Source organism: Clostridium sp. KNHs205, from assembly GCF_000702945.1.
Classification (GTDB): Bacteria; Bacillota; Clostridia; order Lachnospirales; family Lachnospiraceae; genus Anaerocolumna.
Map to the genome: position 1 here is coordinate 448,527 of NZ_JNLE01000005.1, position 24,760 is coordinate 473,286.

Annotated in this window: 24 protein-coding genes; 5 read left to right on the forward strand and 19 right to left on the reverse strand. The window is 37.4% G+C overall.

Annotated features, from left to right (window positions below; genetic code table 11):
- Positions 1-138 precede the first annotated feature (138 nt).
- From BR73_RS0121635 to BR73_RS0121645, 3 genes are read right to left on the reverse strand one after another with little or no spacing between them, the layout of a single operon-like run.
- Positions 139-1,734 (reverse strand): extracellular solute-binding protein, encoded by a 1,596-nt coding sequence (locus BR73_RS0121635; RefSeq protein WP_051685474.1) that lies wholly within the window; start codon positions 1,732-1,734, stop codon positions 139-141.
- A 15-nt stretch (positions 1,735-1,749) separates the two neighbouring features.
- A complete protein-coding gene (locus BR73_RS0121640; protein WP_197032713.1) occupies positions 1,750-2,652 on the reverse strand; it encodes a carbohydrate ABC transporter permease in 903 nt (300 codons plus the stop codon).
- Between the two features lie 13 nt (positions 2,653-2,665).
- Positions 2,666-3,604 carry an ABC transporter permease subunit gene (locus BR73_RS0121645; RefSeq protein ID WP_033167966.1) on the reverse strand — a complete coding sequence of 313 codons (939 nt, stop codon included), beginning with the start codon at positions 3,602-3,604 and terminating at the stop codon, positions 2,666-2,668.
- A 217-nt stretch (positions 3,605-3,821) separates the two neighbouring features.
- Between BR73_RS0121645 and BR73_RS27785 the strand changes: the two genes are divergently transcribed.
- The gene (locus tag BR73_RS27785) at positions 3,822-5,516 is read left to right on the forward strand and encodes a histidine kinase (RefSeq protein ID WP_051685475.1); all 1,695 of its coding nucleotides are present in this window, start codon (positions 3,822-3,824) and stop codon (positions 5,514-5,516) included.
- A 113-nt stretch (positions 5,517-5,629) separates the two neighbouring features.
- Positions 5,630-7,255 carry a response regulator gene (locus BR73_RS0121655; RefSeq protein WP_033167967.1) on the forward strand — a complete coding sequence of 542 codons (1,626 nt, stop codon included), beginning with the start codon at positions 5,630-5,632 and terminating at the stop codon, positions 7,253-7,255.
- A 185-nt stretch (positions 7,256-7,440) separates the two neighbouring features.
- Here BR73_RS0121655 and BR73_RS0121660 read toward each other — a convergent pair whose 3' ends face one another.
- Positions 7,441-7,767, reverse strand: coding sequence for a helix-turn-helix domain-containing protein (locus tag BR73_RS0121660; protein ID WP_033167968.1), 327 nt, complete (start codon positions 7,765-7,767; stop codon positions 7,441-7,443).
- Positions 7,768-7,979: 212 nt separating this feature from the next.
- Between BR73_RS0121660 and BR73_RS0121665 the strand changes: the two genes are divergently transcribed.
- Positions 7,980-8,300: a dimethylsulfonioproprionate lyase family protein gene (locus BR73_RS0121665; RefSeq protein ID WP_033167969.1), complete on the forward strand. Its 321-nt coding sequence runs from the start codon at positions 7,980-7,982 to the stop codon at positions 8,298-8,300.
- Positions 8,301-8,368: 68 nt separating this feature from the next.
- The gene (locus BR73_RS0121670) at positions 8,369-8,749 is read left to right on the forward strand and encodes a VOC family protein (protein WP_033167970.1); all 381 of its coding nucleotides are present in this window, start codon (positions 8,369-8,371) and stop codon (positions 8,747-8,749) included.
- Here BR73_RS0121670 and BR73_RS0121675 read toward each other — a convergent pair.
- The 6 genes from BR73_RS0121675 to sigI form a co-directional block, all read right to left on the reverse strand.
- Complete coding sequence (locus BR73_RS0121675; RefSeq protein WP_051685476.1) at positions 8,710-9,216, reverse strand: AraC family transcriptional regulator; 507 nt, start codon at positions 9,214-9,216, stop codon at positions 8,710-8,712. The genes BR73_RS0121670 and BR73_RS0121675 overlap by 40 nt on opposite strands.
- A gap of 130 nt (positions 9,217-9,346) precedes the next feature.
- A complete protein-coding gene (locus tag BR73_RS0121680; RefSeq protein WP_033167971.1) occupies positions 9,347-10,744 on the reverse strand; it encodes an FtsW/RodA/SpoVE family cell cycle protein in 1,398 nt (465 codons plus the stop codon).
- Complete coding sequence (locus tag BR73_RS0121685) at positions 10,731-11,078, reverse strand: helix-turn-helix transcriptional regulator (RefSeq protein WP_033167972.1); 348 nt, start codon at positions 11,076-11,078, stop codon at positions 10,731-10,733. Before BR73_RS0121685 ends, BR73_RS0121680 begins: the two co-directional genes overlap by 14 nt.
- A gap of 428 nt (positions 11,079-11,506) precedes the next feature.
- A complete protein-coding gene (locus BR73_RS0121690; RefSeq protein WP_033167973.1) occupies positions 11,507-12,517 on the reverse strand; it encodes a sensor domain-containing diguanylate cyclase in 1,011 nt (336 codons plus the stop codon).
- A gap of 373 nt (positions 12,518-12,890) precedes the next feature.
- Entirely contained in the window at positions 12,891-14,423 is a 1,533-nt protein-coding gene (locus BR73_RS0121695) for an anti-sigma factor domain-containing protein (protein WP_033167974.1), read from the reverse strand.
- Positions 14,420-15,157: an RNA polymerase sigma-I factor gene (gene sigI / locus BR73_RS0121700; RefSeq protein ID WP_081848830.1), complete on the reverse strand. Its 738-nt coding sequence runs from the start codon at positions 15,155-15,157 to the stop codon at positions 14,420-14,422. Before sigI ends, BR73_RS0121695 begins: the two co-directional genes overlap by 4 nt.
- Before the next feature lie 246 nt (positions 15,158-15,403).
- Here sigI and BR73_RS28880 point away from each other — a divergent pair, with 246 nt between their 5' ends.
- Positions 15,404-15,556, forward strand: coding sequence for a hypothetical protein (locus BR73_RS28880; RefSeq protein WP_156034879.1), 153 nt, complete (start codon positions 15,404-15,406; stop codon positions 15,554-15,556).
- A 2-nt stretch (positions 15,557-15,558) separates the two neighbouring features.
- Here BR73_RS28880 and BR73_RS0121705 read toward each other — a convergent pair whose 3' ends face one another.
- The 9 genes from BR73_RS0121705 to BR73_RS0121745 form a co-directional block, all read right to left on the reverse strand.
- Positions 15,559-16,167 carry a hypothetical protein gene (locus tag BR73_RS0121705; protein ID WP_156034881.1) on the reverse strand — a complete coding sequence of 203 codons (609 nt, stop codon included), beginning with the start codon at positions 16,165-16,167 and terminating at the stop codon, positions 15,559-15,561.
- A gap of 558 nt (positions 16,168-16,725) precedes the next feature.
- Positions 16,726-17,073 carry an MGMT family protein gene (locus BR73_RS0121715; RefSeq protein WP_051685478.1) on the reverse strand — a complete coding sequence of 116 codons (348 nt, stop codon included), beginning with the start codon at positions 17,071-17,073 and terminating at the stop codon, positions 16,726-16,728.
- Positions 17,074-17,206: 133 nt separating this feature from the next.
- Entirely contained in the window at positions 17,207-18,568 is a 1,362-nt protein-coding gene (locus tag BR73_RS0121720) for a hypothetical protein (protein WP_156034883.1), read from the reverse strand.
- Between the two features lie 32 nt (positions 18,569-18,600).
- Complete coding sequence (locus tag BR73_RS0121725; RefSeq protein WP_051685479.1) at positions 18,601-20,019, reverse strand: dicarboxylate/amino acid:cation symporter; 1,419 nt, start codon at positions 20,017-20,019, stop codon at positions 18,601-18,603.
- Between the two features lie 150 nt (positions 20,020-20,169).
- Positions 20,170-21,978 (reverse strand): hypothetical protein, encoded by a 1,809-nt coding sequence (locus BR73_RS0121730; RefSeq protein ID WP_033167978.1) that lies wholly within the window; start codon positions 21,976-21,978, stop codon positions 20,170-20,172.
- A gap of 635 nt (positions 21,979-22,613) precedes the next feature.
- On the reverse strand, positions 22,614-22,949 hold the full coding sequence (locus tag BR73_RS0121735) for a cupin domain-containing protein (protein ID WP_033167979.1): 336 nt from the start codon (positions 22,947-22,949) through the stop codon (positions 22,614-22,616).
- On the reverse strand, positions 22,942-23,067 hold the full coding sequence (locus tag BR73_RS29695; protein WP_278248546.1) for a hypothetical protein: 126 nt from the start codon (positions 23,065-23,067) through the stop codon (positions 22,942-22,944). Before BR73_RS29695 ends, BR73_RS0121735 begins: the two co-directional genes overlap by 8 nt.
- A 250-nt stretch (positions 23,068-23,317) precedes the next feature.
- The gene (locus BR73_RS0121740; protein WP_033168831.1) at positions 23,318-23,902 is read right to left on the reverse strand and encodes a hypothetical protein; all 585 of its coding nucleotides are present in this window, start codon (positions 23,900-23,902) and stop codon (positions 23,318-23,320) included.
- A gap of 194 nt (positions 23,903-24,096) precedes the next feature.
- Complete coding sequence (locus tag BR73_RS0121745) at positions 24,097-24,483, reverse strand: VOC family protein (protein ID WP_033167980.1); 387 nt, start codon at positions 24,481-24,483, stop codon at positions 24,097-24,099.
- Positions 24,484-24,760 lie beyond the last annotated feature (277 nt).

Sequence of the window (24,760 nt, forward strand, 5' to 3'; positions counted from 1 at the left end):
CAAGTTATATGAAAGATATCGGCTTGCCGGCACATCAATTGTATTTATTATGCAGTATTTTCTTAAGAACACTTAACTACAGCAAGGCTTTTACAGCTGCAGTTAGACTGACAGGTAAGAATTTTTATTTCAATTTATTTATTTTGCATTTGCCTGATAGGTTTCAAATGCATCCATCTGTATTTTCATGAAATCATCATAGCCCATCTGTTTTAAGGTATCAATGTAAGTATCCCATTCTTCTTCCACTCCGCCTTCTGTTACCCATTTGGCCTGCATGGTAGTTACATAAGAATTGATATCCATATAAAGTGTTGATAAATCATTTAATTGCTCATTGGTATAACTTACATTGGGATATGCCGGTTTTGCATACTGGCTTAAATCTTTATCAAGCTCAAGCTTCAGTCCGTCACCACTGTCTGCAGGTAATTTAACTTTATCATTAAAACCATCCGCTATATATTTCGGACCAAAGTCACGAAGAGAATTAACCCATGCAAAGGTATCTGCGGAATCTCCATTGGTAGGAGGAAGCAGGGAGTAGGTATCTCCCTCTTTTTCAACACCTACACCAAAGGAGCCATAGAAGGTTTGAATGGAGGCATCTTCTGTATAGAACTGATCCATCCAGCGAAGAAGTGCTCCGGGATCTTCGCAGTTATTGGTAATCATGAATTCGTTTCTGCTGTAATTCCAGTGCTCTGGATCAGAAGAGATATAACGCTCTCCGTCAGGTCCCTGTAAGGCTGTCAAAGCTGTATACTGTGAAGAGTTGGGACCAAAAGTTGCATCGGCTGTCCAACCAGGCGCTGAACCGATTAAAGCTGTTTCATTCATAAGCTTTGCATCTCTCATGGAGGTATCCTGTGTAAACACTTCCGGATCGATCAAGCCCTCACTATAAGCTTTATGCATCCATTTAATACCTTCACGGTAGGAGTCGAGGGTGGGCAGGTAAGCCGGCTGTCCGTCTTTGATGGACATTAAATAAGTATTATCTGCACCAATGGTCATACCAAAAGGAAGCAGGAAGAACATTGTAGTATCGGCATAACCCTGTCCATAAGGAATTTCATCGTTGGGATCACCGTTTCCGTTGGCATCCTGGTCCTTGAACGCCTTTAATACATTATAGTATTCCTCATATGTCTGAGGCATTGAGAGGCCTAAGTTATCAAGCCAGGTCTGATTGATGAACATCTGGTTTGCTACTATCGGTCTGCAGGGTTTTTTACTGGGAAGTCCGTATATATGTCCGTCAGAGGAAGTTGCAAGTGCCTTCATTGTCGGATCTTTTTCCAGAATTGCCTTGAAGTTAGGCATGTTTTCATTAATATAATCATCCAAAGCAATAAAGGAATTCTGGTTTGAGGCGATTTCAGCCGCAGAAAAACAGATGGAACCTAAAAATGCATCAGGTAAATCACCGCCTGCCATTAATACCGCTTTTTTATCCCCCCAGTCAGAATTAAGAATAGTTTCCCATTGAATCTTAATACCGGCATTTTCAGCAGCAGTATCTACAAAGCCTTCATGATAGGCTTCACCCCAGTCTGCCCAACGCACTGTAGCCACCTTAAAAGAATTCTGCTCTGCTGTTTCATTTCCTTTGCCCTGGCTTTCCTGAGAGGTCGGATTAGCGTTATTATCTCCTCCCTTTCCCCCGCAGCCTGTTAATGAGACTGCTAACATTGCTGCCATAACTATGGCACTCACTGCTTTCTTAAACATAACTATCTCCTCCAATTATTCTTTAATGGCACCTATCATAACCCCTTGATTAAAGTACTTTTGCAGAAAAGGATATAAGCACATAATCGGAATGGTTGAGATTACAATTGATGCATATTTCATCATATCAGACAGTCTTCGAAGCTCAGATGCCATTTCCCCTGTAGCAGCTCCAAGGAGTGACTGATTAGATATCAGTATTCTTCGCAGTAACAGCTGTAATGGTTGTAAGTTCGAGCTCTGCAAGTAAATCAAAGCATTAAACCAGGAATTCCAAATGCCTACTGCCGTCCATAATCCAATTACGGCAATAATTGCCTTGGATAAGGGTATTGCAAACCGAAAGAAATATCTTATGGTACCACAGCCGTCAATCTGTGCAGATTCCCATAGTCCTTCCGGTAAGCTTGAATTAAAAAATGTTCTTGCCACAATTATATTATAAGTAGATACCGAAAAAGGTACTATCATAACCCAGAAGGAATCCAATAAATTAAAGTCCTTTACTACCAGATAAATGGGTATCAGACCGCCGCTGATAAACATTGGTATAATATAGAATAAATTAATCCATTTTCTTCCCACCATATCTTTTCGGGACATGGCATATCCGGCGGTAATATTAACTAATAATGCAACCAGTGTACCTGTTAAGGTATAAATTATCGTATTACCATAACTGCGCCAGATAGCTGCCTGTTTAAACAATTCCCGGTATCCGTCCAGTATCCACTTCTTCGGCCAGACCCATACATTTCCGTTGGCAACATCTGCCGGATTACTAAAGGATGCTATGATAATAAACCATAAAGGATAAATAACTGCCAATATCATCAAAACCGCAATGGCGTGGATAGCAAAGTCAACTATTCTGTCCTGACGGCTCTTTTTCATTCTAACGGGTTTCTGTCTGCTCATGAAAAACCCCTCCTTATATCAAACCGGTATCTGTAGTTTTCTTTGAAAACCAGTTAACCACTAAGAGTACCGCCAAATTTACTACCGTATTAAACAAACCGATTGCAGTCGACAGGCTGTATTGAAAGCTCTGCATGCCAACTTTATAGACATAAGTAGAAATAATCTCACTGCCCATGGAGTTCTGGGTATTTTGCAGCAGCAATACTTTCTCAAACCCTACACTTAAAATACCGCCTGCTCTTAAGATTAACAGTATCATGGCAGTGGATAGAATCAGCGGAATATCGATATAACGGATTTTCTGCATCGTAGATGCACCGTCAATGGTAGCAGCTTCGTAATATGTAGGATCTATGGCAGACAAAGCCGCCAGATATATAATACTGTCCCAGCCTAAATGCTGCCAGATATCGCTCCATACATAAACATGCTTAAAAGCCGATACGCTTGCCATGAAATTTGGTAACTCTACTCCAAACAGCCTGAAAAAGTTTGCTATGATTCCGCTGCTGGGTGACAAAAAGATCAGTATCAGACCGCACATAACCATGGTGGAAATAAAGTGCGGAAGGTAGGTTGTTACCTGAAACACCTTTTTAAACTTCTGGTTTCTGATCTGGTTGCATAACAATGCCAAAGCAATCGGCAGCGGAAACCCGACAATAATTCCATAAAGGCTGATAGATAATGTATTTTTGAGTGTTAGTGCAAACTGGTACGAATTGAAAAACTTTATAAAATGCTTGAAGCCTACCCAGGGACTCCCCATAATCCCCAGTGCCGGTGAATAATCTTTAAAGGCAATTATAAGACCATACATCGGTAAATACGCAAAGCAGAACAAAAGAACAGCAGACGGAAATAAAAGTATATATAGCGGAATACTCTTCTTTAACCCTCTGCCCAAAGAAACTCTTGCCCCTTTGGTACTATTTGATATTTTTTTCATTTTGCGTCCTCCTTTAGTGGGAATTTTATCACATTTATACAAGGGTCTATAGAACAATTCCGACTTTACCCTAGCACTATTTCGTCTTCCTGGGAAATTTGCTAGTATCTAAGAGTCTATTCTTGTATAATAGTGATAAACTAGTACTACAGGGTAGTACTAAATGGTAACCTGACTTTACACCTCCAATCATAAAATTACCATTACAGGAGCTTAAATGGGAAAAAAAAGATACAGATCCAGTTATTCACTGGAGCATTATATAAAAGTATTAATCAGTTTGTCCATTCCGATTATTGTTATTAACATTATGGTTAGCTTTTTCTCCATTATCACTACCAGGCAGCAAAATGTAACTCATATATCCAATACCATAACTTTATACCAGAATGAGACGGTTCGAAAAACCGTAGCCGTAGAGCACTTTGTCCGTTGGACAGCCATCCATGAGCCACTGGTAGAGACCCTGGAGACCAGTACCGATTTCGGTGAACGCATGGATGCCATCTCTACCTTTCGTACCAGAGTAAGTGACAATCAATATGCGACAGGCAGGGAATATCAGTATTTCCTGTATTTGAAGGAGCAGGACCTTTTCTTTAACAGTTCTGCCCTTAACCTCTCCTATTCTGATTATCTTATCTGCAAGAAAGAATTTCTCAAAAAAATCGAAAGCGGTGAGACCTTAAAAAACAGCAGCGACTGGAAGATATTAAAAATACGTAAGAATTATTACTTCTACTATATTATAACTTATAATAACCGTACTTTTATTTCACTGATTTCCGCCAGAGATATTCTGACCCCTCTTGAAGATGTAAAGCTTGGTGCCAATGGCTATATGCTTATGAAGGATGCAAACCATACCATCCTCGCCAACACGGATTCCAAAAAGAAGCACAGCCCGGGAAATCCACTTTTTTTAAGCCGCTTATATTTTGGCAATGAAGAATCGAATCTGCCTTTTACTTTAAATATTTATGTTGATAACTGGTCCTATGAGCGGATTATTATTATACAGATTTTTGTCATTATCATGGCTTTTATTGTAGCTTTAACTTTGTTTGTATTTCTGTTTTATATGCAGCAAAAGGTGATTAAGCCAATTCGGAATTTCTCCTTAAATCTCTCTAAGATCAATGAAGGTTCCAATCTGCTGGACTTGCAGGATGGCAATATCATTGAGCTGGAGCAGGCCAGCATGCAGTTTAAGAATCTGATGCGGGAAATAACCAAATTAAAAATCACCTTATATGAAGAGGAGCTGGAGAAGAAACGCATTCAAATAGGTTTCTTACAGCAGCAGATAAAACCCCATTTCTATTTAAACTGCCTGACTACCATATACAGTATGGCTCAGACAAAGAATTATAAAGAGATTGAGTCCATGGCACTTTTTACCTCCAAATATCTGCGCTACCTGTTCCAGACAAATAAGGATTTTATAAAGCTGGAATATGAACTTAATCATGTTAATGATTATTTAAATATACAAAGCCTAAGGTACGGTTCTGCCTTTTCCTATCAATGTAATATAGAAGCCGGAGCAGATGAGGCTGTCATACCTCCTCTTATCCTTATGACCTTTATTGAGAACACCATTAAGCACTGCGTATCTCTTACCATCACCCTGAAGATTACATTAACGGTACAAAAATGCAGGAGATTGGAGAAAGACTGCCTGAAAATCCTTCTGAAAGACTCCGGTCCGGGGTTTAGCAATGAGGCACTCAATGTATTAAACAGCCGCCACTCCCTTGCCGGTGAAGATGGTACCAGAATTGGAATCAGTAATACCAAAGAAAGACTCACCTTTTTATATGGTGAAGAGTATGAGTTGAAATTCTCCAATAATATAGATATGGGTGCATGCATAGAGCTTTTACTGCCTTTTCATACAGAAAATAAATAGAGGAGGATTATATAAGTTGAATGAAGTACTATACCGCTTCCGATATAAAAATGCCTGATTTAAGGTATTTCTAATCCCGGAAAGACAGGATTCAACTATATAGAAAGAATTTTATGAATATATTACTTGTTGACGACGACCGCTTTGTATTGGGGGCCCTGCTTCAAAATATGGATTGGAAGGCTTTGGGCCTTCATGAGGTCTACACTGCCTCTAATATAAGCCAGGCCAAAGAAGTAATCAGGGAAAACTCCGTACAGATTCTGATTACAGATATCGACATGCCCCAGGGAACCGGTATTGATCTCCTCACCTGGGTACGGGAAGAAAATTATGATATTCAGACTATCTTTCTGACCAACTATGCTGATTTTACTTTTGCACAAAAAGCAGTGGAACTGCAAAGTCTGGAATATTATTTAAAGCCCATTGAATTTGACAAGCTCGCCCTAATTGTTAAAAAAGCAGTAATAAAAGTAGAAGCAGGTTATCAGGCAAAAAAAGCAGCTAATATTACTACCATGTGGGAGGATATCAAGGTAAATATTTCAGAGCATTTCTGGAGTGCTTATCTAAAACGTGAAGCAGCTTATACGGAAGAGGAACTGAAAGCACGTCTGACTAAAAATCATTTACCCTATAAAATGACGGACAAATTTATTCTTATTCTCTTTGACCTGTTTACCATTAAATTAACCGCTAAAAATGAAATAACATTTTCTTATCCGGATGCTAAAAAGCTGAGGATGGGCTTTGAAAATTCTTTCCAGGAAACCTTTGAGAAAGTATTATCTCCTCACGACATTCTTTTAGAGTTAGATCCTGTCAATGGAAGTTTTCTTGCCATTATTAACTCCACGGACAGTACAACGGAAGAATTGCTGCCCAGATTATCCGATTACTGTACAAGACTCATACGGCTGGTGAATAAAAAATATGATGCCTCCCTTAGCAGTTATATAGGACTCCCTGCTTCCTTCCAGGAGTTTCACAGCGGACTGAAGCAATTACAAGCCATGAATGAAAATATCATAGCTTGTAAGGATAAGGTCTTTTTATTGGGTGACTACATACCGGTGCAGGCCGAGTACTCCTTACCCAACCTGAAGCTTTTGGATGAATATCTGCAATTGGAAAAACGTGAATTATTTACTTCCTACTGTAAAGAGTACCTGACCACGCTGGCTCAATCTGATAAATTGAACTACACAGTTTTAGCCAGTTTCCAGATTGATGTCATACAGCTTATCTATTCTTTCTTAAAAGAGAAAGGAATATTGGCTCATAAACTGATACAGGGCAAAACCAATGACACCTTGCTGGAGCTGTCTTCTAAATCCATTGAAAACATGTTACTCTACATTACCTATCTGGTAAATACTGCTCTGGATTATGCCGCCTTCTCAGCTTCTGAAAAGTCAGTAGCCTCTATTATCTGTGAGTTTATTGACATACATTTTGCAGAGGATATTAACCGTAACAGCCTGGCTGAAATTGTATACCTGGATCCGGACTACACTGCCAGACTCTTTAAAAAAGAAACTGGGACTTCCCTGGTTAATTACATTATAAAAAAACGTATTGAAACGGCAAAGGATCTGCTTATCAACACGGTACTGTCAGTTAATCTTATATCGGATAAAGTAGGGTATGGCAATTATTCTTATTTTACAAAACTCTTTAAGAAAGAAACGGGCTTTACACCGGTAGATTTTCGCAGAATGAAGAGGCTAACTTAATTCTCCTGTGTTATTACTTCAACTTATACTTAACCAGAAAACAGTTAAAGTAAAAACCAGATCTAATAGCATTTTCTGCAAGCTATGAGTACTGCTCATGGCTTGCAGCTTCAGTTCACCTCTCTCCATAACGGCTTATATACCTAGATTTTATCCTTCAGGTAATTTACTCTTCTATAGAGATGTCATGCCCCTCCATGCTGTTTCATATGTTCAACTCCCCATAAATTCATGGAATCCAAAATTGGTTTTAATGAGTTGCCTAACTCTGTCAGGGAATATTCCACTTTTGGCGGAACTTCCGGGTAAACTTTTCTATCTATAATTCCATCCTGCTCTAATTGCTTAAGCTGTTGGGTCAGCATCTTCTGGCTTATGCCATTGATTTCTTTGCTAAGCTCCGAGAACCTTTGGGTCCCGTCATTCATCAGATTTCTTATGATTAATACCTTCCATTTGTGACCGATTAGATTAACAGTGTGTTCAATGGGACAGGATTTATTACAGGGCATATGCAAACCTCTTTCTATCAATAATTATTACTTACCTTTCATAATCATTACTTACCATTTGGTCAGTAATCAACTAAAAAGTGCCTTCTTGTCAAAAGAAAACATTTATACTATGATAATTTTACAGTAAATCATTAGTAAATACAAGCGCTTGTAATTTGAACCTGATGAATGCTGTCTATTTGAGAATACTTTAGTTAGGAGTAATATATATGCAGAAAATTAATATAGAAGATATTTTAGAATTTGCAATGGATAAAAGTGCCAGAAAAGGAATCTTCAAAGAAGGTCAGCTGGATACCGGTCTCCTGCTTTATGCTCCCGGTCAGTCGACACCTGATCATAAACATACTGATATTGACGAAGTATTTTATGTAATCTCCGGAAGCGGTACAATAACCATAAATAATGAACCTGTGTCAGTGAAAGAAAAGGATATTATTTATTCTCCTCATGACGAGCTTCATGGTTTTCAGAATACAACTTCCTCCAATTGGGTGGTCTTACAGATTAAAATAGCTTTGCCGAATTAGTTTTATATTAACTTTTTAATCTCTTCAATACAAATTATAGTTTAATCAAAGGAAAGGATGAAGGAATAATGTTTACACATATTGACCATGTTGCGATATCTGTAAAAGACAGAAAGAAATCCATTGAATTTTATGAAGAAAACTTTGGCTTCAAACAATACTTTGAACATGATGTACCGGGTGTTCCTGCACTTGAGAAAGTTGTCTATCTTAAGCTGGGTAGTACCGTATTAGAGCTTGAACATTGGACCAATAACAAAGTGAACGCAGGATGTCACTTCTGCTTAATCAGCGATGATTTTGATGGAGATTATAACAGACTTGTGGAGGCAGGTATACCCGTTATATCTGAACCTCATCTCCCCAGTCCCAGAGTCCCAGAGGAAAAAGGCTGGAAAAGGGTGCTATTTCAAGGGCCAGACGGTGAACATATCGAATTCAGAGGATAACCTGATGGAGTAGCTGCAAAGATGGTAAATACCGGGATAATATCATGATTTCCAGTCTCAATTCTCAGTAACTTCTTAGATCCCATTTTAGATTTTCCTCCATAGATTTGAATTTGAAAGATAATACGGTCATATTCTTCATACATGCCGGTTTTTCTGGTAACGGAAGGGGGTATTCCATGAAAACTCTGATAAGCTCTTGTAAAAGCCTCCGGTGAATCATAATTCAATGAAAGCGCCAAATCTATGATCTTTCTATCTGTATGAATTAGTTCGTGTGCTGCAATTGTCATACGTCTGTAACGTACATATTCTGAAAGTGTTACACCTGTTGAGAGCTGAAATAGCTGTTGAAATTTTGAAAGCGAACAGCAGCAAATTTTTGCCGCTGCTTCATAATTAACCTCTTCTTTTAAATGTGTTTCAATATATCCGATTGCTTTGTTTAATTGATCTATCCATTCCAATGTCATCACCTCTATGCTATTTTAACATAATTTACAAAAAATACCTTGCAGATAACTTAAATTTCTGCAAGGTATTTTATATTAATAATGTTTACAGGATTATGAATGGCTTATTAATATGATGAACCCTTCAGTCTGCTCTATATTTATTGAAATCTATAGTAAGACATCTGTCTTCCCATTTGATAAGATTTCCTTTTGGGTTTTGGAGTCTGTAATCCGATACAATAAAATCACTGCGAAATACTGACAGCATAATGCCAATCAGAAATAAATGAATACATAAGGCTGCATTACCATAAGAAATCAGCGGCAGTGTAATAGGTGATACTAACATAAAGCCTAAATTCCAAGCAATGTAGTTACAAGTTTCAAAGGTTAGTGTTAACATTACTGCAAGGGAAACTAAAAATCCCAACAAACTTTTTTGTTTGAAGGTCAGCTGGAAACCTCTTATAAGAAAGACAGCAAACACAACAAATAGTACACAGAAAAATAGCCACCCCCAATTAATTATAAGATAAGTCAGCAGATAATCGGAATGAATCGATGGCAGCGGAAATGAGGAATGGCTGTATACTTCCGGAATTACCCCTTTTCCAACAAATCTGGCATTGTGAAGCAATTCTCTTATCATTACACCAAAGTATCCTTTTCCATAAGCATCCATTCCAGGATTCATTACTATCTGTAAATGGTTGATAATAAAATAGCTGTATTGTAAAAAAACTACTACAACAGCTGCTATACTTGTTAAAACTTCTATTATATAACCCACCTTTTTATTAACTGGATACCATCCTTTGTAAATAGCAGTACAGGTAAGTATTATAGCAGTAGCAAAGAAGAATGCTGCATTTCCTATGGAAGAAGTTTTGTATGTAAGAAATGTTAATCCCAGTATTACAAGATTTAGAAGGAAAAGCCCGATATAACCATACTTTCTTGTTGCAAATATAATTCCAGTTAACGTAAGTGGCAGTACAAGTGAAATGCAGGAAAGACTGAATGTGAATAAAGTCGAAATGAAAAAATACGGTCTCCCATTTATTTCAGGTGCTACCATCAGCATACCAACTGATATGGTTACAGTTGCAATCAAGAGTACTTTGGAATACCTTCCTAACAAGGTAAAGTCTCCGTAATAAGCCAGAAACAGAATACCGATACCAAGAACAGCCGCCACTATCTGCTTGGGAAGATTGACAGGATAAGCACTGTCATGCACTAAGAAGGTCTGAATCACTAAACCTATCAGAAGCATGGAAATTGTAAATATTATCATACTTATTTGAGACTTTGGCCTGTGTATACGATCAAGCTGCGTACCTACATCCACAGGATCCCCCATATCCAGAATAGTCTTATATACCGCAGTCTCTTCTGAATCCCCCTGTCTCAGATAATTATCTATTTGATCCGTCATATGAGCTTCCAATTCTCTGGCTACTGGCTCATGAACCCGCTTCCACCTGATCTGCTTACAGACTTCCTCTTTGAATTCTTTTATTTTGTCAATTGATTCCAAAGCTTATACCTCCGTTTAGTATATTATTTACCGCATTGGTATATAAGTTCCATTCCTCTTTTTTTGCAGCAAGCTGCTTCTTCCCCTTTTTAGTTATATGATAGTATTTTCTAACCCTTAAGCTATCGGCACTGTCATCATAGGCCTCCACCATTCCTTCACGCTCCAATCCATGCAATATGGGATATAGGGTACCTGCTTTCAACTCAAAGGTTTTATTGGATTGCTGATGCAATTCTTCTATCATCTGATAACCATACATATCTTTCTTTTCCAAAAGTTTTAATATTAGCATGGTTGTACTTCCTGAGAGCAAACTTTTATCAATCGCCATTATTGACCTCCTTATATATAGATTATCTATACATATAATATATAGATAATCTATATATGTCAAGTCATAATTTCCAATTTTATTCTTTCAATAATAAATCAATGTCCTTTATATGTAATAAACTATGTTAATCAGTTTATTCCTTTTTAAATATTTTCACCTAGATTTCTATCCTGGAATCGTCAAAATAATTATTTAATAGAGATTATTAATTAAATTAGTATGAAAAAATAGGCTAGCATAAAGATATGAGTTTAGCATAAAATATGGGCTTAACATGAAATATGAATATAGCATGAAATATGAACTTAGCATGAAATATGGGCTTAGCATGAAATATAAACTTAGCATGAAATATGAGTTTAGCATAAAAATAAAAAAAGACGTAAGTTACTCACCTACGTCTAAATTCCATCTATTCTACTATTTTATCGCACATTTGTTGGTCCCTTGTGCTCTCTTTTCACTTCGTACATGGATTTATCAGCCTTTTCAATTAAGACCTCAAGTTCTATGCCATCTTCACTAAAAAGAGCATATCCGATACTGGCTCTTAGATTTATATTCTGGCCTTCAAATTCGAAGGGTTTTGTAATTTCACAATCAATTTGATGAATCATCTCTACAATATCATTTTTATCCGATACATTAGAAGCAATAATTCCAAATTCGTCTCCACCAAGCCTGGATACCAAGTCCATTTCCCGTAATGAAGTGTTGATTCGAGCAGCCGTTTCTCTGATAGCCGCATCACCAGCCCGATGTCCGAGCTTATCATTGATTTCTTTTAATCCATCCATATCAAGAGTTATAATTCCAAAATTCTCGTGGTTGTTTGTTGCCTTTGTTAATTTCTGGCGTAAGCGGTCATAGAACAGGGCTCTATTTGATATTCCTGTCAGACTGTCATGTGTTGCCTTAAATAACAACTCACTTTCTTCATTTCTCATTGCACTAAACATCTCAGCAGCAATAAGTCCTGACATAAGCTCCAATATCTTAATATCTTCCTCCTTGAAATGCCCTGCTTTTGCTGAAAGCACCTTTATTATACCAACGACTTCACCTCTGCAGATTAGAGGCACTACAATCATTGAATTCAGACCAATCTGCCTGCATGCAATTTTATTAACCCTGTTATCCAACTCTATGTCGTTGCTAATTAAAGGAATTCTTGCCCTAATGCATTCTCCCGAAAGGCTATTATCTATTTTCAAACGCAAGCCCAGGAATTTCTCAGCCATTCCGGAGGCTGCGCTATAGACGAGTTCCTTATCCTCAATTAATTCTACGGAAGCACCGTCAGCATATGTAATCTGCTGTGTTCTCTGTGTTACTAAATCCATTATACACCCCAGATCCATTCCTTGCTGGGCTACTTCAGTCTGTACACTAATAATTTCCAACAGTTTTTCATTATTTATACTGTTTAGGTTCAAAATTTTGCAACCGTCCTTTCTAAAATACTTCTTGCTGACAAATTTTAAACCCCTTAAATTGATGTTAATTTCCCCGATATTGTACCTACCGATAGAGCATCTTTCATGATAGGTTTACTCCTTATTAAACATTAATTCGATGCTTGCTGTCAATACTTTTACACTTACTTGTATTATTTAACTTATTTACCAAGCTCTAGTTATTGTTACAAACACGAAAATAAATATTCTCTGTATTTAATACAGCAAAAGAGAGACCAAAAGTCTTACAAAATGCTGACTTGTGTCCCTCTTTTGCTATAAAAGCCTTTACAATTTGAACTGTGTTACATGAAGCAAGATAGGTTCTTCTATAATAAACTGTTCTTTAAAACTATTTATTATTTTTATTATTCTTTGCCTTATCATCCTTCTCAGTATTTGAATATGAAGAATTGTTGCTTTGAGAATCATTTACCGAATTAGAATTCTTCAATTGGTTATTCTCTTTATTTCCGTTATTTGTTTTAGTTTTCTCACTCTTACTTTGGTCTTGCTTTTCTTGGTCCTGTTTTTCTTGGCCTTGTTTTTCTTGCTTTTGCTCTTTGGCTTCTGAATCTTCTTTTCCTGTCTTGTTCTGGTTATTTGTATTGATTTTTTCTTTCTGAGTTTTATCTTCTTTCTGAGTTTTATCTGCTTTCTGGGTTTTAGCTGCTTCTTTTTTCTCTGCTGCTTTATTGTTCTTCTTATCTGCTTTATCAGCCTTTTCTTTTACTTTATCTTCTTTATCCTTCTTAGCTTTATCCGGTTCTTTCGTCTTTGTTGCATTTACAGTTCCTGTACTTTCATTGTTCTCAGAGATAACGGATTGGCCAGTTGCGCCATCTGTTGATTCATTGGTTGATTCATTTTGTGTAGTTGTATCTGAAGCTTCTGCTTTTTTATACTTCTTGATTTCTTTCATTATGTCCTTAACAGGTTTCTTTAACCATTCTTCAATTACAATACTACCTGGATCCGCTGCACTTTCCTTCAGCTTTTCAACCAGATTCAGTTTACCAGGGGTTACTCCCAGCTCTCTTGCTTCCTTAACACGCTGGAGTCCCACACTTGAAACTTCTACTTCTACATTTTCCTTTACAAAAGCTTTCACTGTTTCTTTTATTTCCTTAACCAGTTCATCGGATAATTTTGCATTACCGCTTGATACTGTAATTACAATCCCGCCTTTTACAGAGATTGCAGAACCAGTAACTGTTTTTACTTCTGTGTCAGTATTATTTTCTGTGATATTATTATTTTCTATGACATTATTATCTTCTTTGCCATTATTATTATCTTCTATGTCACTGTTATCTTCCGTTTTATTGTTATCTACTATGCCATCATTGTCTTTTATTTCGATTGCAGAGCCTGTAACCGTCTCTACATTTCCTCCTGTGAAATATCCTTCTTTAGAAATCTGTTCTACAGTTGCAAGTATGGCATTTTCAATAGACTTATACTTTAGACCTTCAATGTTAATCTCATCTAATATTGTTTGTCCGTCATCATTTACTGCCTTTACATTTATTACCTTGTCAAAGCGGTTCAGTGTGTACTCAATAGATGGATTCACGTCAAGGCTGACATAGGAATATGGAGAGGCATATGCCCATATCCCTGTACCCGTACCTAAAAGCAAAAATGCAACACAGGCTGCGCAAAATGCCAGCTTTCTTGATATATGTAGTTTATTCATTAGTTTCTCCTCTTTTCTTTCTTTTAGCAGTAAGCCAGATAATCTGCTTATTTTATGCTGGTAAACTGCATCAAGCTGAATCTCCTGGCCCACTGTGTATTCTTTGTTCCTGATTCTCAAAACGCTGCCATCATCAGACAGAACTGCTGCAAATTTACCTTTTATTTCAACTACTACTGATTTCATTGTTTCTTCTCCTCTCTGATGTAACGCAAATATTCTGCAAGTTCATGATATTCTCCGGATAATATCACTATGGCTGCTATTATATATTTTCGGTGGCGTTCAATAATTTTTCGGGGTACCTTTGAATTTTTCTCAAGTAATTTTACAGGTAATAATTTTGTTTTATTTAATTCCTGAAGGATCATGGGATTTTCCATACAAAAATTAATGACTTTCCCACAGGCAAGTCGGGTTTTTTCTGCTTTGGGGGAACTTTTTGTCAGATCATAAAAAGTAAAACCATATTCCTTTAAATTTTCATTAACCCCTGTAATTTCCAACCCCAGACTTTCCTGCCTGACAGCCTCCATGGATTTTTTTGTTACTGCGTTTTGATAGGTCTTGTCCTCTTCCTCCTCGGAATTCATATAAAAAATAACCGGACTTACAATTATCTCAGACTTGTATTTGTTCTGTTGTCTTGTATAATCAATTAATCTTCTTTGAATTACTAATTTGGCAAAACTTAAAAAACTCCCTTTATCCAGGTTGTACTCTTTCACTGCCTGCACAAATGCTGTTAATGCAATTGACCATTCATCATCGCTTTTTGTAATGTAATGACCTGTGTATTTAGAGGCTGTATTTAAAATAAAGCTTTCATGTTGTTTAATAAAAGAATTTAATATGTTTTCATTTTGAGATGCTTCAATTGCAAGGTTATTTAATTCACTCAGGATTATCCCTCCCTTTATACAACTTAAAACTACTTTATTTAATCAGTTTTTTCTGCTTTATGACGGAATATACTTACCATTTTCATACCACTTTATGTCAGGCAGCTATGATATTCTATTAAGGCTGCCATTAACAGATTTAAACTGAGTTGTATTTATCCCTACTATTACTTTATTCGACAAGTATTTTAATTTTTTTGGGGTAGCTGCAGATTATTTTTGATTTATAGAAAGAATACCTAAGAAAACAAAAGAGGAGTGAATTTGTACTATGCTAAAAAGCTTCTTCGAACCGAAGAAGCTTTTTCTAATATAAACTACTTAATTGACTATGCCTCCCTTGGCAGAGATGGACTGCTGGCAGCGAGTCACGTATCTTTACGTAATATGCCGGCTTCTGTCACAGTCATTTTATAAGCTCAATGCAGGATTTTCATCATTTCCTTGATATCCTCAGAGATCATGTTACGTTTTGACTTTTCAATGAGTATATTGCCACCGGTCATTATATAAGATGGAAATACCCTTACTTGTCCATAGTAATATTGCAGTCCTCTTATCTTATAAGTTGAGCCCGAGGGGATAACCCTTTTGTTTGTCTTTCTCTTTGCAATTTCATTAAAGGCAGTTTTAGCCACATCACCCATTAGCATAATAACTTTTATATTGGGAAAGAGCTCTATTTCTTTCTCCAGCAAGGGTAAATGCTGACTTATTAATTCCCTTGGAACTGTATATTGTTGTTTTGGTATTTTAACAGCTGTTGTAATGTAGATTCCCAAATCAAGAATTTCTGAAATGCTATTCACTGGTATTCCGGCAGCCCAAAACAGCTCACGTGTCGTTCTCATATAATCCGGATCTGTACTATTACCATAAAAACCATCCTCAGGATTTATAGGAGGAACCTCATTGATCATAATACATTCTATTTTGTCCGAATCAATCTGAACATCGGGAAGCTGAAGCATTTTGTGATACTCTTCCGGTAAGGTATCAAGCAAATATTCTTTTACATTAATCAGCATGTTATTTTCCTCCTTTTAATTCATATCTTTAAACAGTATAGCAGGGATAATATGACGATAGTATGTCATATAAAAAGTTTTTTACAAATAAATACTGCAGCAGAAAAATCCATGTCCCTCAGGCATAAATAGAATCAAATGACCTTTAGATATTTTATCTTATCTTAAAAATAGGAGTTGATTCAAAACAAAGGTATTTGTTTGAATCAACTCCTAATAATTTTGAGCCATATGAACTTTTAAAGTCTTATAAACCTTTAAAAGTTTTACTAAATTTCAGTTTCCTATTAAATATGCAGAGCCTTGTTGTATTTTCAGGGCCTTTTTGCATTTTCATAATTTTTTTACATTTTTCAGAGCTCTTTTGCACTTTCAGAATCTTTTTACATTTTTCAGAGCCTTTTTGTATTTTCTGAATCTTTTTGCATTTTTCAGAGCTTTTTTGAATTTTCTGAATCTTTTTGCATTTTTCAGAGCCTCTTTGTATTTTCTGAATCTTTTTGCATATTTTCAAAGCCTATTTGATTTCATTCTATCTACAAATTTCAACAAAGCCTCTTATATTGGATTGCCTACATCTTCGTCCGGATCATACATCATCCATTGACATTTCTTCATGTCAATGCATCCGTTACTCAGAAAGGTAACTCCCTCCTGTTCGAGTATGGTGCGTTGGAGCTGCTCTCCTCCAAAGACGTGATCAGGCGCCATTTTACCTGCTTTGTTAACAACTCTGTGGCAGGGTAACTTAAGCTCAAAGGGAACCATCCTCATTGCATAACCAACAATCCGTGGTGCACCGGGCCGTCCGGCCATCCAGGCTATCTGCCCGTAAGTAACGACTTTTCCCTCCGGAATATCTGCTACAATCTCATAAATTTTCTGATACAATTCTGAATGAATCATTATTACTTCCTTTATCGCATAAACTTATTCATTTATATTTGTCAAATTGATTTATTTACTTATGAGACCAGTGTACCCTATTGAATAGAATTACGCCAGAGTAATTTTAGTTATTTTAACTTTTAGCGTCAGCTTAAGAGTTAACCTTTCTCTTATTTGAATGAAAAAGAACACTATAGCCTAAAACCCCGGTTCCTGCAACAATAAGCCCTAACAGAATTAACAGACCTGGTACAAGTCCATGATTTTCTGTTGTAAAGCCTACGGAAAGTGCCTGCAGAAAACTATCTGCTGCTTTGGGACCAACTTCGATTTCCTGGCGGGTGATCTCATTTCCCTCATAGAGAACAACTATATGATGTACACCTGCTGACAGATCTTCCGGAATAGCGAGCTGTGCTTCAAAGGATCCCTCTGCTGAAGACTCAACAAATCCAAGCTGTCTGGGTTCTGATTGAATAACAAGCTCCAGATTCTGTACATTACCGGCAAATCCGGTACCGGAGACAATAACTGAACTTCCCGCATGTAAAATACTTCCTGAGGCCTCTTTTATTTCCAGAGAACCTTTTGTATTTACAGCGGCTGCAAGTACATCATCTGATATTTCGGATGCTTCTGTTGTTTCATTATCAGCTACCACAGGTTGTTGTTCAGTTTCTGGAACATCCGCTTTAGACTGACTGGTTTCAGCCTCTGATTCAGACCTGTCAGTTTCATCTGTTCCTATACTTTCTGTATCACCTGAAGCTGTAGTTTCAGCCTCTGTGTTACTTTCATTCTGTGCTGTGTTGCTTGTATTATCTGTTTCAGCTTTATTGTCCTTAACTGTTTTATCTGTGTTTGAAGAAGCACTGTTTGAGGAGGTATTACCTGAGCCAGAACTGCCTGAGGTACTATTACCTGAGGTAGGACTGCTTTTAGAAGTACTTTCTGATGTTGTACTGTCGGCTTTATCTGTCCCTGATTTACTGCTGTTTTTAGCAGTACTTCCCGTTTTGCTGCTGGTCTGGCTGGTAGTTTTATCTGTGCTGCCGGTTGTGGTATTTGAAGATTTCGAGTCATTGTTCTTACCAGAAGCATTATCTTTTGAACTACCGGTCTTTGTCTCCTCTGATTTTGCACTGTCTGTTTTATCCGTGCCGGTACTTCCGGTATTTCCAGATGCTCCGCCTCCGTTATTTCCGGAGGTTTCAGTAGCCCCGGTATTGCCGGAAGAACTATTGGCGCTGGGAGTTGTAGTAGGATTTTTGCTTCCCGCAGGCCCATCCGGTGTATCTCCTTTTGTTTCGTCATAACCGGGCCAGGGAACAGGTACTCCTGTGGCATCATCAAAACCATCCAAGTCACAGTCCTCTAAGGGAGCTGCGTAAGCAACATGATAATTTCCCGGGACTACAAGCACTAATGCAAAAACCAATGCACCTGAAAAAATTAACTTCGTTATCTTCTTCACCATACGTCTGCCAACGTACTCACTGCGAATATCTTTCATAGGATCATACTCTCCTTTCCTGCTGCCGCTATCTATAACCGGCATCCTGCGCCGATGGGTATACCATTATCAGGCTCTGAATCACTTATGGCAGCTTCCTGTTCCTTGCCCTTTAACTCCTCTGCTTCATAAGCCTCAATATCGTTAAAGATGTTGTCGTTAATACCATTTTCCTGTCTACCTACAATAGCAGAAGCCACCATTGCACCAGTGATATTGGTAGCAGTTCGCCCTGTATCAGCTATTGCTGAAATAGGAATACTAAGCACGATAAGCTCCAATGGCAGCCCTAAAGCAGTCAGAACACTTGCTGTTGTAATCGTAGCTGTTCCAGGCACTCCTGCTGTTCCAAGAGATACGAACAAGCTCACAACTGCTAAAAGAATATAATCCTTTACCTCATAATTGATTCCAAGTCCGTTAATACCATAGATGGCAACAAGAACCGGCCATATTCCAGCACATCCTGGCATTCCTATGGTAGTACCAAGAGGTGCGGTAAAATTCGCGACCTTAGGATCTATACCAATTTTCTTCACTAATATTCCCGTTGATATAGGTAGGGTTCCTGCACTGGACTGGGTGGAAAATCCAACCACCTGAGCCGGCAATACCTTGCGGAAGAACTTTAGAGGGCTGAGTTTTGCAAAGGCTTTTAATAACACCGCATTTATAACCCAGGTATCCAAAGCGAAAGCAATGAAGGATACAATAAGGAGTACCAACAGAGACCACATAATTCCTGATCTGCTGACGCCATTTCCGGTCGCTGTGGCGATTAACGCTAATACTGCATAAGGTGTCAGGCTGATAATAAAATCTACTGCTTTAAAGATAATTTCTTTAACAGCTTCAACAAAGCTTTTAAAAATCGCTACCTTTTCACGGTTTTTATTCGCTACTAATACATAGGAAACTGCAATCAGTACAGCAAATAAGATCATGGGAATCGTATTTTCTTCGGCAATGTCACTGACAACATTACGGGGGAAGAAGCCTATAAGCACCTGGGTAAAAGGAACAACCTTACCTTCAAAATTCTGTGCATCGATTCCTTCCAGGGAAAGATAGGAATTTCTTCCGATACCAAAGGTCAATCCCAGTCCAAGTGACAGTAATATGGCAAGTAACGTAGTGGTGAGCAGCCATACAATGGAACGCAAACCTATGCCTTTTAGCTGGGCAGTAGACCCCAGGGAGGTAATACTGCTGAGGATTGATATTATAATTAATGGACTTACAATGGCAGTCAGCGTACTGACATAAATCTTACCAATGGGCATTACCCAGGAGGTATGACCGGAAAAAATTATTCCTATTATGATTCCTGCCGCTAAAGAGCCTAAAATAATTGCAGTGAAATTTACTTTCTTTTTCTGCAGCTTATAGATTATTATAAAAAGTACAAATACAACCGCTAGCGCTGCTGCTGATAACCAGTCTATATTCATTTCAATTAGTTCCTTTCCCGTCTGTGTAAGCCTAAATTACATGTCTTACATTAATGAAATATCAGGATATGCTTTGAGGCACCTCCTGATATTTCTTTACGACCAGTTTTATTTATTCTTCTTTGCCTGGGCTATATCTGTGTGGACAGATTATTTCTTTACTGTAAAATTAACAGTGAAGGAGGAGGAAATATTATTGCTGCCGGTAACTGTTACAGTTGCCTTATAAGTTCCAGCCTTAAGTCCGGTAACGGGCTTAACGGTAAAGGAATCACTTTCATTTAAGGTCAGGCTGCTAATTGAGGTCTTTGAAAGCTTGAAATATTTACTTCCGTTTCCTGATAAGGATACCTTAAGCTTTCCTGTAGGTCCTCCGATATTTTTCACTGCTACAGTATAAGCTTTTTGATTTTTGTAGCCAACCTTCGCGGCTGTGAAAGTGTATTTACCGGATTTTGAAAGGGATATACCATATTTATCAGGTTTTAATACATTATCAAGAGCTGCCACAGCTTCACTGGCGAAATCCACCTTGCTAAGTCCATCAATGCTGCCTTCTGCAGTTAATGCATTAGAAGTTTTTAAAACCCATGCAAGTTCCAGCATATACTCAGTATAAGTTCCATCATTTGCAGCATTCTTATGAAGCCACTGTTTTGTTACAGGTTCTGCTTTATCCTTGTTATAGCTGATTAAGAATGGTAACTGAAGACGAATGGCATTTTTATCAGTTCCTTCACTCCAAGGTGTTGTTGAAGTAAGCGCTCCGTTTAAATCACCATTAGGATAGTAAGTGATACTATTGTTCTGCTTGGAATTGTTCTCTGTCGTAAAGTTTCCAAGATATTTTGCAAGTTCACCGTAAAGGTAGCTTATATTTCCGTTTCCTGTAGTGGTGTTAACACTATTTCTGGAATTGAAAGCACTTGAGGAAGCTGTTACTTTATTAATCTCATCTCCGGTGCCAAAGGTTAACTGATTACCCAGTGTGGTATCATATACATAAACTTTCTCATAGCCGTATTCTTTCGCTTTTCTTGCAACACTTCCGATGATAGCCTGTGTATTATGGCACCAGGAAGCACCAAAGAATATGATGTGATCGCCAGGGGAATTTAACAGATTGATCAGTTCAGCGAAGTTCACCTGATGCAGTGCAAATCCACTTTTGTCTGCATTTGTAAAGATTTCTGTTGTTGCAGCTCCTGTTCTGTTTCCCAAGGGATCTGCAACTCCGCTGTTATAATTAAAATAAGTTGCAGAAGCATTATATACTCTTTGAAAGAAATCAAAGTCTGTTCTTACACTGGAAGGAACTACTGTGCCTTTGCTTTTACCGTCTCTAAAAACTTTGGCTATACTTGCTGCAGTGGCATTTCCGTTATATTCATCCGTGTCTTTAAAACTGAAATATGCTGTAATTTTGTCAGTACTCTCGCTGTTATAAGAAAACAGTAAGGTATCATCCACGGTGTAGCTCTTTATGGGTTCTTCCGCAGGAAGTAAGGCTGTTATTCTGGTCCATAATTCATTCACAGATGTTCCATTAGCTGTCTTAAAAACAGTATTGCTCTTAGTTATATCAAGCTGGTAACCATCGATAAAGGGATCAAAGTGATAAATCTTTGTTATTCCATCTTTTTTAGCCTGTTTATTAATACTGCTTAGGATATCCTGACTGGTAGTCAGTTTAGGACTGCCAAAAACAATATAGTAGTTTCCTTTGCTGCTTAGGATATCAAGTAAGCGTTCCTGGGTTACTGACTCAAATACATGCCCTGTTCCTATGCCTTCATAGGAATCAGCAATATAGTCTCCGGTGGTTCCTCCATTAACCTTACTCCAGGAATATGGCTCAGGGGCTGCTGTTTTTGCAGCTGCCACCGTACTAAGCAAAACTGTAAATGCAAGTGCAAATGTTATAATGCCCGCAGTTGCTTTTTTTAAGATTGATTTCATAAATGTCCTCCCTTGATATGATGCTTTTTACCTCGCTGTGTAAATTGTTGAAATGTTCATCTTTTAATTCATACTAGTCTTATATGAATTATATGTATTGAATTTATGTTTTGTATAGTAGCATAGGAAATTATAAAAGTCAACTATAAAAATAAAAATTTTGGTATAAATAATAAATTATGGAATTAGACAATCTGTTTTCTGTTTAATATCGAAAAACCCGGTGTAAGATACCGTATTTTTCTTACTTTTATCTCCAAAAACAAGAGCAATCAGAAGATAATTTCTATTGCCGGTAGAATAAAAGATCTTAGAATTAAAAAAACTCCTTACTATGGCGGACAGTTTTTAATCGTTAAACCGTCCGTTATAGGAAAGAGCACTTCCTTCTTTATGTCCTTTTTTACTTATTTTGTTGACTCGCTTAATTTATTATAAATATAGCTGAAGCACAGTCCTTCTCCCATTATCAGGGCAAGAACCTTGGTAATAGAATTTACCTGGATCAAATCCACCATTGGCAGTACCTTAAAAAATTCATGAAATCCATCGTCGTAACCACCTATTATAAGACCTGATAGAATGGCTAATACGGTAATAGGTAATGCTCTTGGCAGCAGAATAAGGAATTTCTATTAGGCTTTTGTTCCGTATCTGTCCTTTTGATCAAAATATGTCATATCCGCATATCCTGCATAGATTTTTCCGGAATGTTTCCTATCTTTTGGGATAAAATATCTATCACCCTTTGTATATGTATTTTTTACTCCATCAATTGTTAACTCTATTTTCCCCTCCAGAACGATGCCCCATTGACTTTCATGGGAATGCTCTGACAGTTCAACATCTTCAGAGAATTCCATAAATATTATCTGATGATCCGCTGCCTGTGACAGGTATGCTTCCAAGCCTTTGATTGGAATATCTGCCTTGGGGAGATTTAAAATTGGTTCAGGAAAAATTTTAGACATTTTTTACCCTCCTATCTTCTGTTTTTACCGGGTCTTTAAACTCCCTGATCAGTTTGGGAAAATCCGGTCCGGTGTATTTCATCTGAGCATTCTGTATTGCTTCTAAAGAAAATTGCATTGTTCCACCTCCACCTTTTATAATTAACAATTTTATCAGGTTTTATTATCAAAAGCAAAGCTGATTGATATACGATTTAAAGGGGCTGCTGCATTTTAAACAATGTTGCGGTCAGAAGCCTTTTGGCTCTTGCCGATTTTCATTTATTGTGCAGCAGTCCCTTTATTGAGGAAGATTTATTGAATTTTTATGAGGATGATTTTATTGAATTAAGGATGATTAACGGGTATTATTTAAATACCATAAATAATTACTTCTGAAGCTCTTGAACTCCGGAAACCTTACTTGTTGCGTCCATGGTAAAGGAATCCTTTGCTTCCTGGCTGGTAAAATAGATATTCCCCTGTACTTCATTGTCTACAAGCTGAAAATTCTGAGCATCTACGATTACATCACCTACAAATTTTCCATGCTGTAAGCTTGCATTTGGACTCTTAATTGTGAGTTTTGGTACCGTAAGCGTATATCTAGCAGTAATATTTCTATCTGCGTCCTGTGAGTACAAAGCTACTTTACGTTGAACAATATCTTTACCGCTGTCATCTTTCTTACCATTGGTAAATTCACCGTCTATAACAAGATCCTTGTCAAATGTAAGATCTTTTGTAGGACATATGATCCAGGTACCATCTGCACTAATGGCCTTTTCAAAGCCCTCTGTGGTATCAACAATTGATGCGGAAGAGGTTCCGTCTGTTTCATCTCCGCCACCGGTCTCAGATTGACCTGAATTTGTTTTCATACATCCGGTTAGCAGAAATACCAGCATGGTACTCATTAATACATAACTTATAGAACGGCTGAAAATATTTTTTTTCTTAACTTGATTACTCATTAACATCTTTTCATTTTCCTCTCATTTAATATGATCCGATGGACTTTTATTCACCTTTTTTTAAGTATCTGCCAAGTAAAGAAATTTTATACATATGTTTTAAACATTTAAAATCAGCTCCCTGATACCTTTCTTCTCTCTATTAAGCCATCCTATTTATCCCCTCGTATTTTGAAAGGTAAAGCATGTGCGGTTTAACTCTCATATAATTCTAAAGGTAATCCGTCAGGATCTTGAAAGAAAGTACATTTCTTACCGGTTATCGTATCAATTCTTACCGGTTCTACCTGGACACCCCTGTCATTTAGCTTTCTGACTGCCAGTTCAATATCATCAACTGCAAAAGCAAGATGCCTTAACCCCGCAGCTTCTGGATAACTGGGCCTTTGGGGCGGATTCGGAAAAGAGAACAGTTCAATAAGGTAGGTCCCGTTAAGTGAAAGATCAAGTTTATAGGAATCTCTTTCTTCCCGGTATACTTCCCTTATAATCTGAAGCCCTAATACTTCTGTATAAAAAGTCTTGGATTTAGCGTAATCACTACAAATAATAGCTATATGATGTACATTCTTTAATTTCATATATTCTCCTTCTTAATTACTGTGGTCTGACTAACAACTTGTTTTATACCTTAACTGTCCTTCTTACATCTCACTTGTTGTATAGCTTGCTCAACACCTTAATTTCACTTATATTGAAGTCATATAATACTTTTCATTTTCTTTTACCATTGAGATACTATACTCTATCCCATTATTTATGTATGCTACAATATTACCAGAAGGGGCATATCCTAAAACTTTAGCAGTTTCCCAAATCAGATTTTCTCTTGGCAGTCAATCTGCTCCTCTAAAACAG

What these genes read in the sequence shown, in the direction of transcription:
- BR73_RS0121635 (WP_051685474.1), bottom strand. Translation starts at nt 1,734, where the DNA reads ATGTTTAAGAAAGCAGTGAGTGCCATAGTTATGGCAGCAATGTTAGCA.
- BR73_RS0121640 (WP_197032713.1), bottom strand. Translation starts at nt 2,652, where the DNA reads ATGAGCAGACAGAAACCCGTTAGAATGAAAAAGAGCCGTCAGGACAGA.
- BR73_RS0121645 (WP_033167966.1), bottom strand. Translation starts at nt 3,604, where the DNA reads ATGAAAAAAATATCAAATAGTACCAAAGGGGCAAGAGTTTCTTTGGGC.
- BR73_RS27785 (WP_051685475.1), top strand. Translation starts at nt 3,822, where the DNA reads ATGGGAAAAAAAAGATACAGATCCAGTTATTCACTGGAGCATTATATA.
- BR73_RS0121655 (WP_033167967.1), top strand. Translation starts at nt 5,630, where the DNA reads ATGAATATATTACTTGTTGACGACGACCGCTTTGTATTGGGGGCCCTG.
- BR73_RS0121660 (WP_033167968.1), bottom strand. Translation starts at nt 7,767, where the DNA reads ATGCCCTGTAATAAATCCTGTCCCATTGAACACACTGTTAATCTAATC.
- BR73_RS0121665 (WP_033167969.1), top strand. Translation starts at nt 7,980, where the DNA reads ATGCAGAAAATTAATATAGAAGATATTTTAGAATTTGCAATGGATAAA.
- BR73_RS0121670 (WP_033167970.1), top strand. Translation starts at nt 8,369, where the DNA reads ATGTTTACACATATTGACCATGTTGCGATATCTGTAAAAGACAGAAAG.
- BR73_RS0121685 (WP_033167972.1), bottom strand. Translation starts at nt 11,078, where the DNA reads ATGGCGATTGATAAAAGTTTGCTCTCAGGAAGTACAACCATGCTAATA.
- BR73_RS0121695 (WP_033167974.1), bottom strand. Translation starts at nt 14,423, where the DNA reads ATGAAATCAGTAGTAGTTGAAATAAAAGGTAAATTTGCAGCAGTTCTG.
- BR73_RS0121705 (WP_156034881.1), bottom strand. Translation starts at nt 16,167, where the DNA reads ATGCTGATTAATGTAAAAGAATATTTGCTTGATACCTTACCGGAAGAG.
- BR73_RS0121715 (WP_051685478.1), bottom strand. Translation starts at nt 17,073, where the DNA reads ATGATTCATTCAGAATTGTATCAGAAAATTTATGAGATTGTAGCAGAT.
- BR73_RS0121720 (WP_156034883.1), bottom strand. Translation starts at nt 18,568, where the DNA reads ATGAAAGATATTCGCAGTGAGTACGTTGGCAGACGTATGGTGAAGAAG.
- BR73_RS0121725 (WP_051685479.1), bottom strand. Translation starts at nt 20,019, where the DNA reads ATGAATATAGACTGGTTATCAGCAGCAGCGCTAGCGGTTGTATTTGTA.
- BR73_RS0121730 (WP_033167978.1), bottom strand. Translation starts at nt 21,978, where the DNA reads ATGAAATCAATCTTAAAAAAAGCAACTGCGGGCATTATAACATTTGCA.
- BR73_RS0121735 (WP_033167979.1), bottom strand. Translation starts at nt 22,949, where the DNA reads ATGTCTAAAATTTTTCCTGAACCAATTTTAAATCTCCCCAAGGCAGAT.
- BR73_RS29695 (WP_278248546.1), bottom strand. Translation starts at nt 23,067, where the DNA reads ATGCAATTTTCTTTAGAAGCAATACAGAATGCTCAGATGAAATACACC.
- BR73_RS0121740 (WP_033168831.1), bottom strand. Translation starts at nt 23,902, where the DNA reads ATGAGTAATCAAGTTAAGAAAAAAAATATTTTCAGCCGTTCTATAAGT.
- BR73_RS0121745 (WP_033167980.1), bottom strand. Translation starts at nt 24,483, where the DNA reads ATGAAATTAAAGAATGTACATCATATAGCTATTATTTGTAGTGATTAC.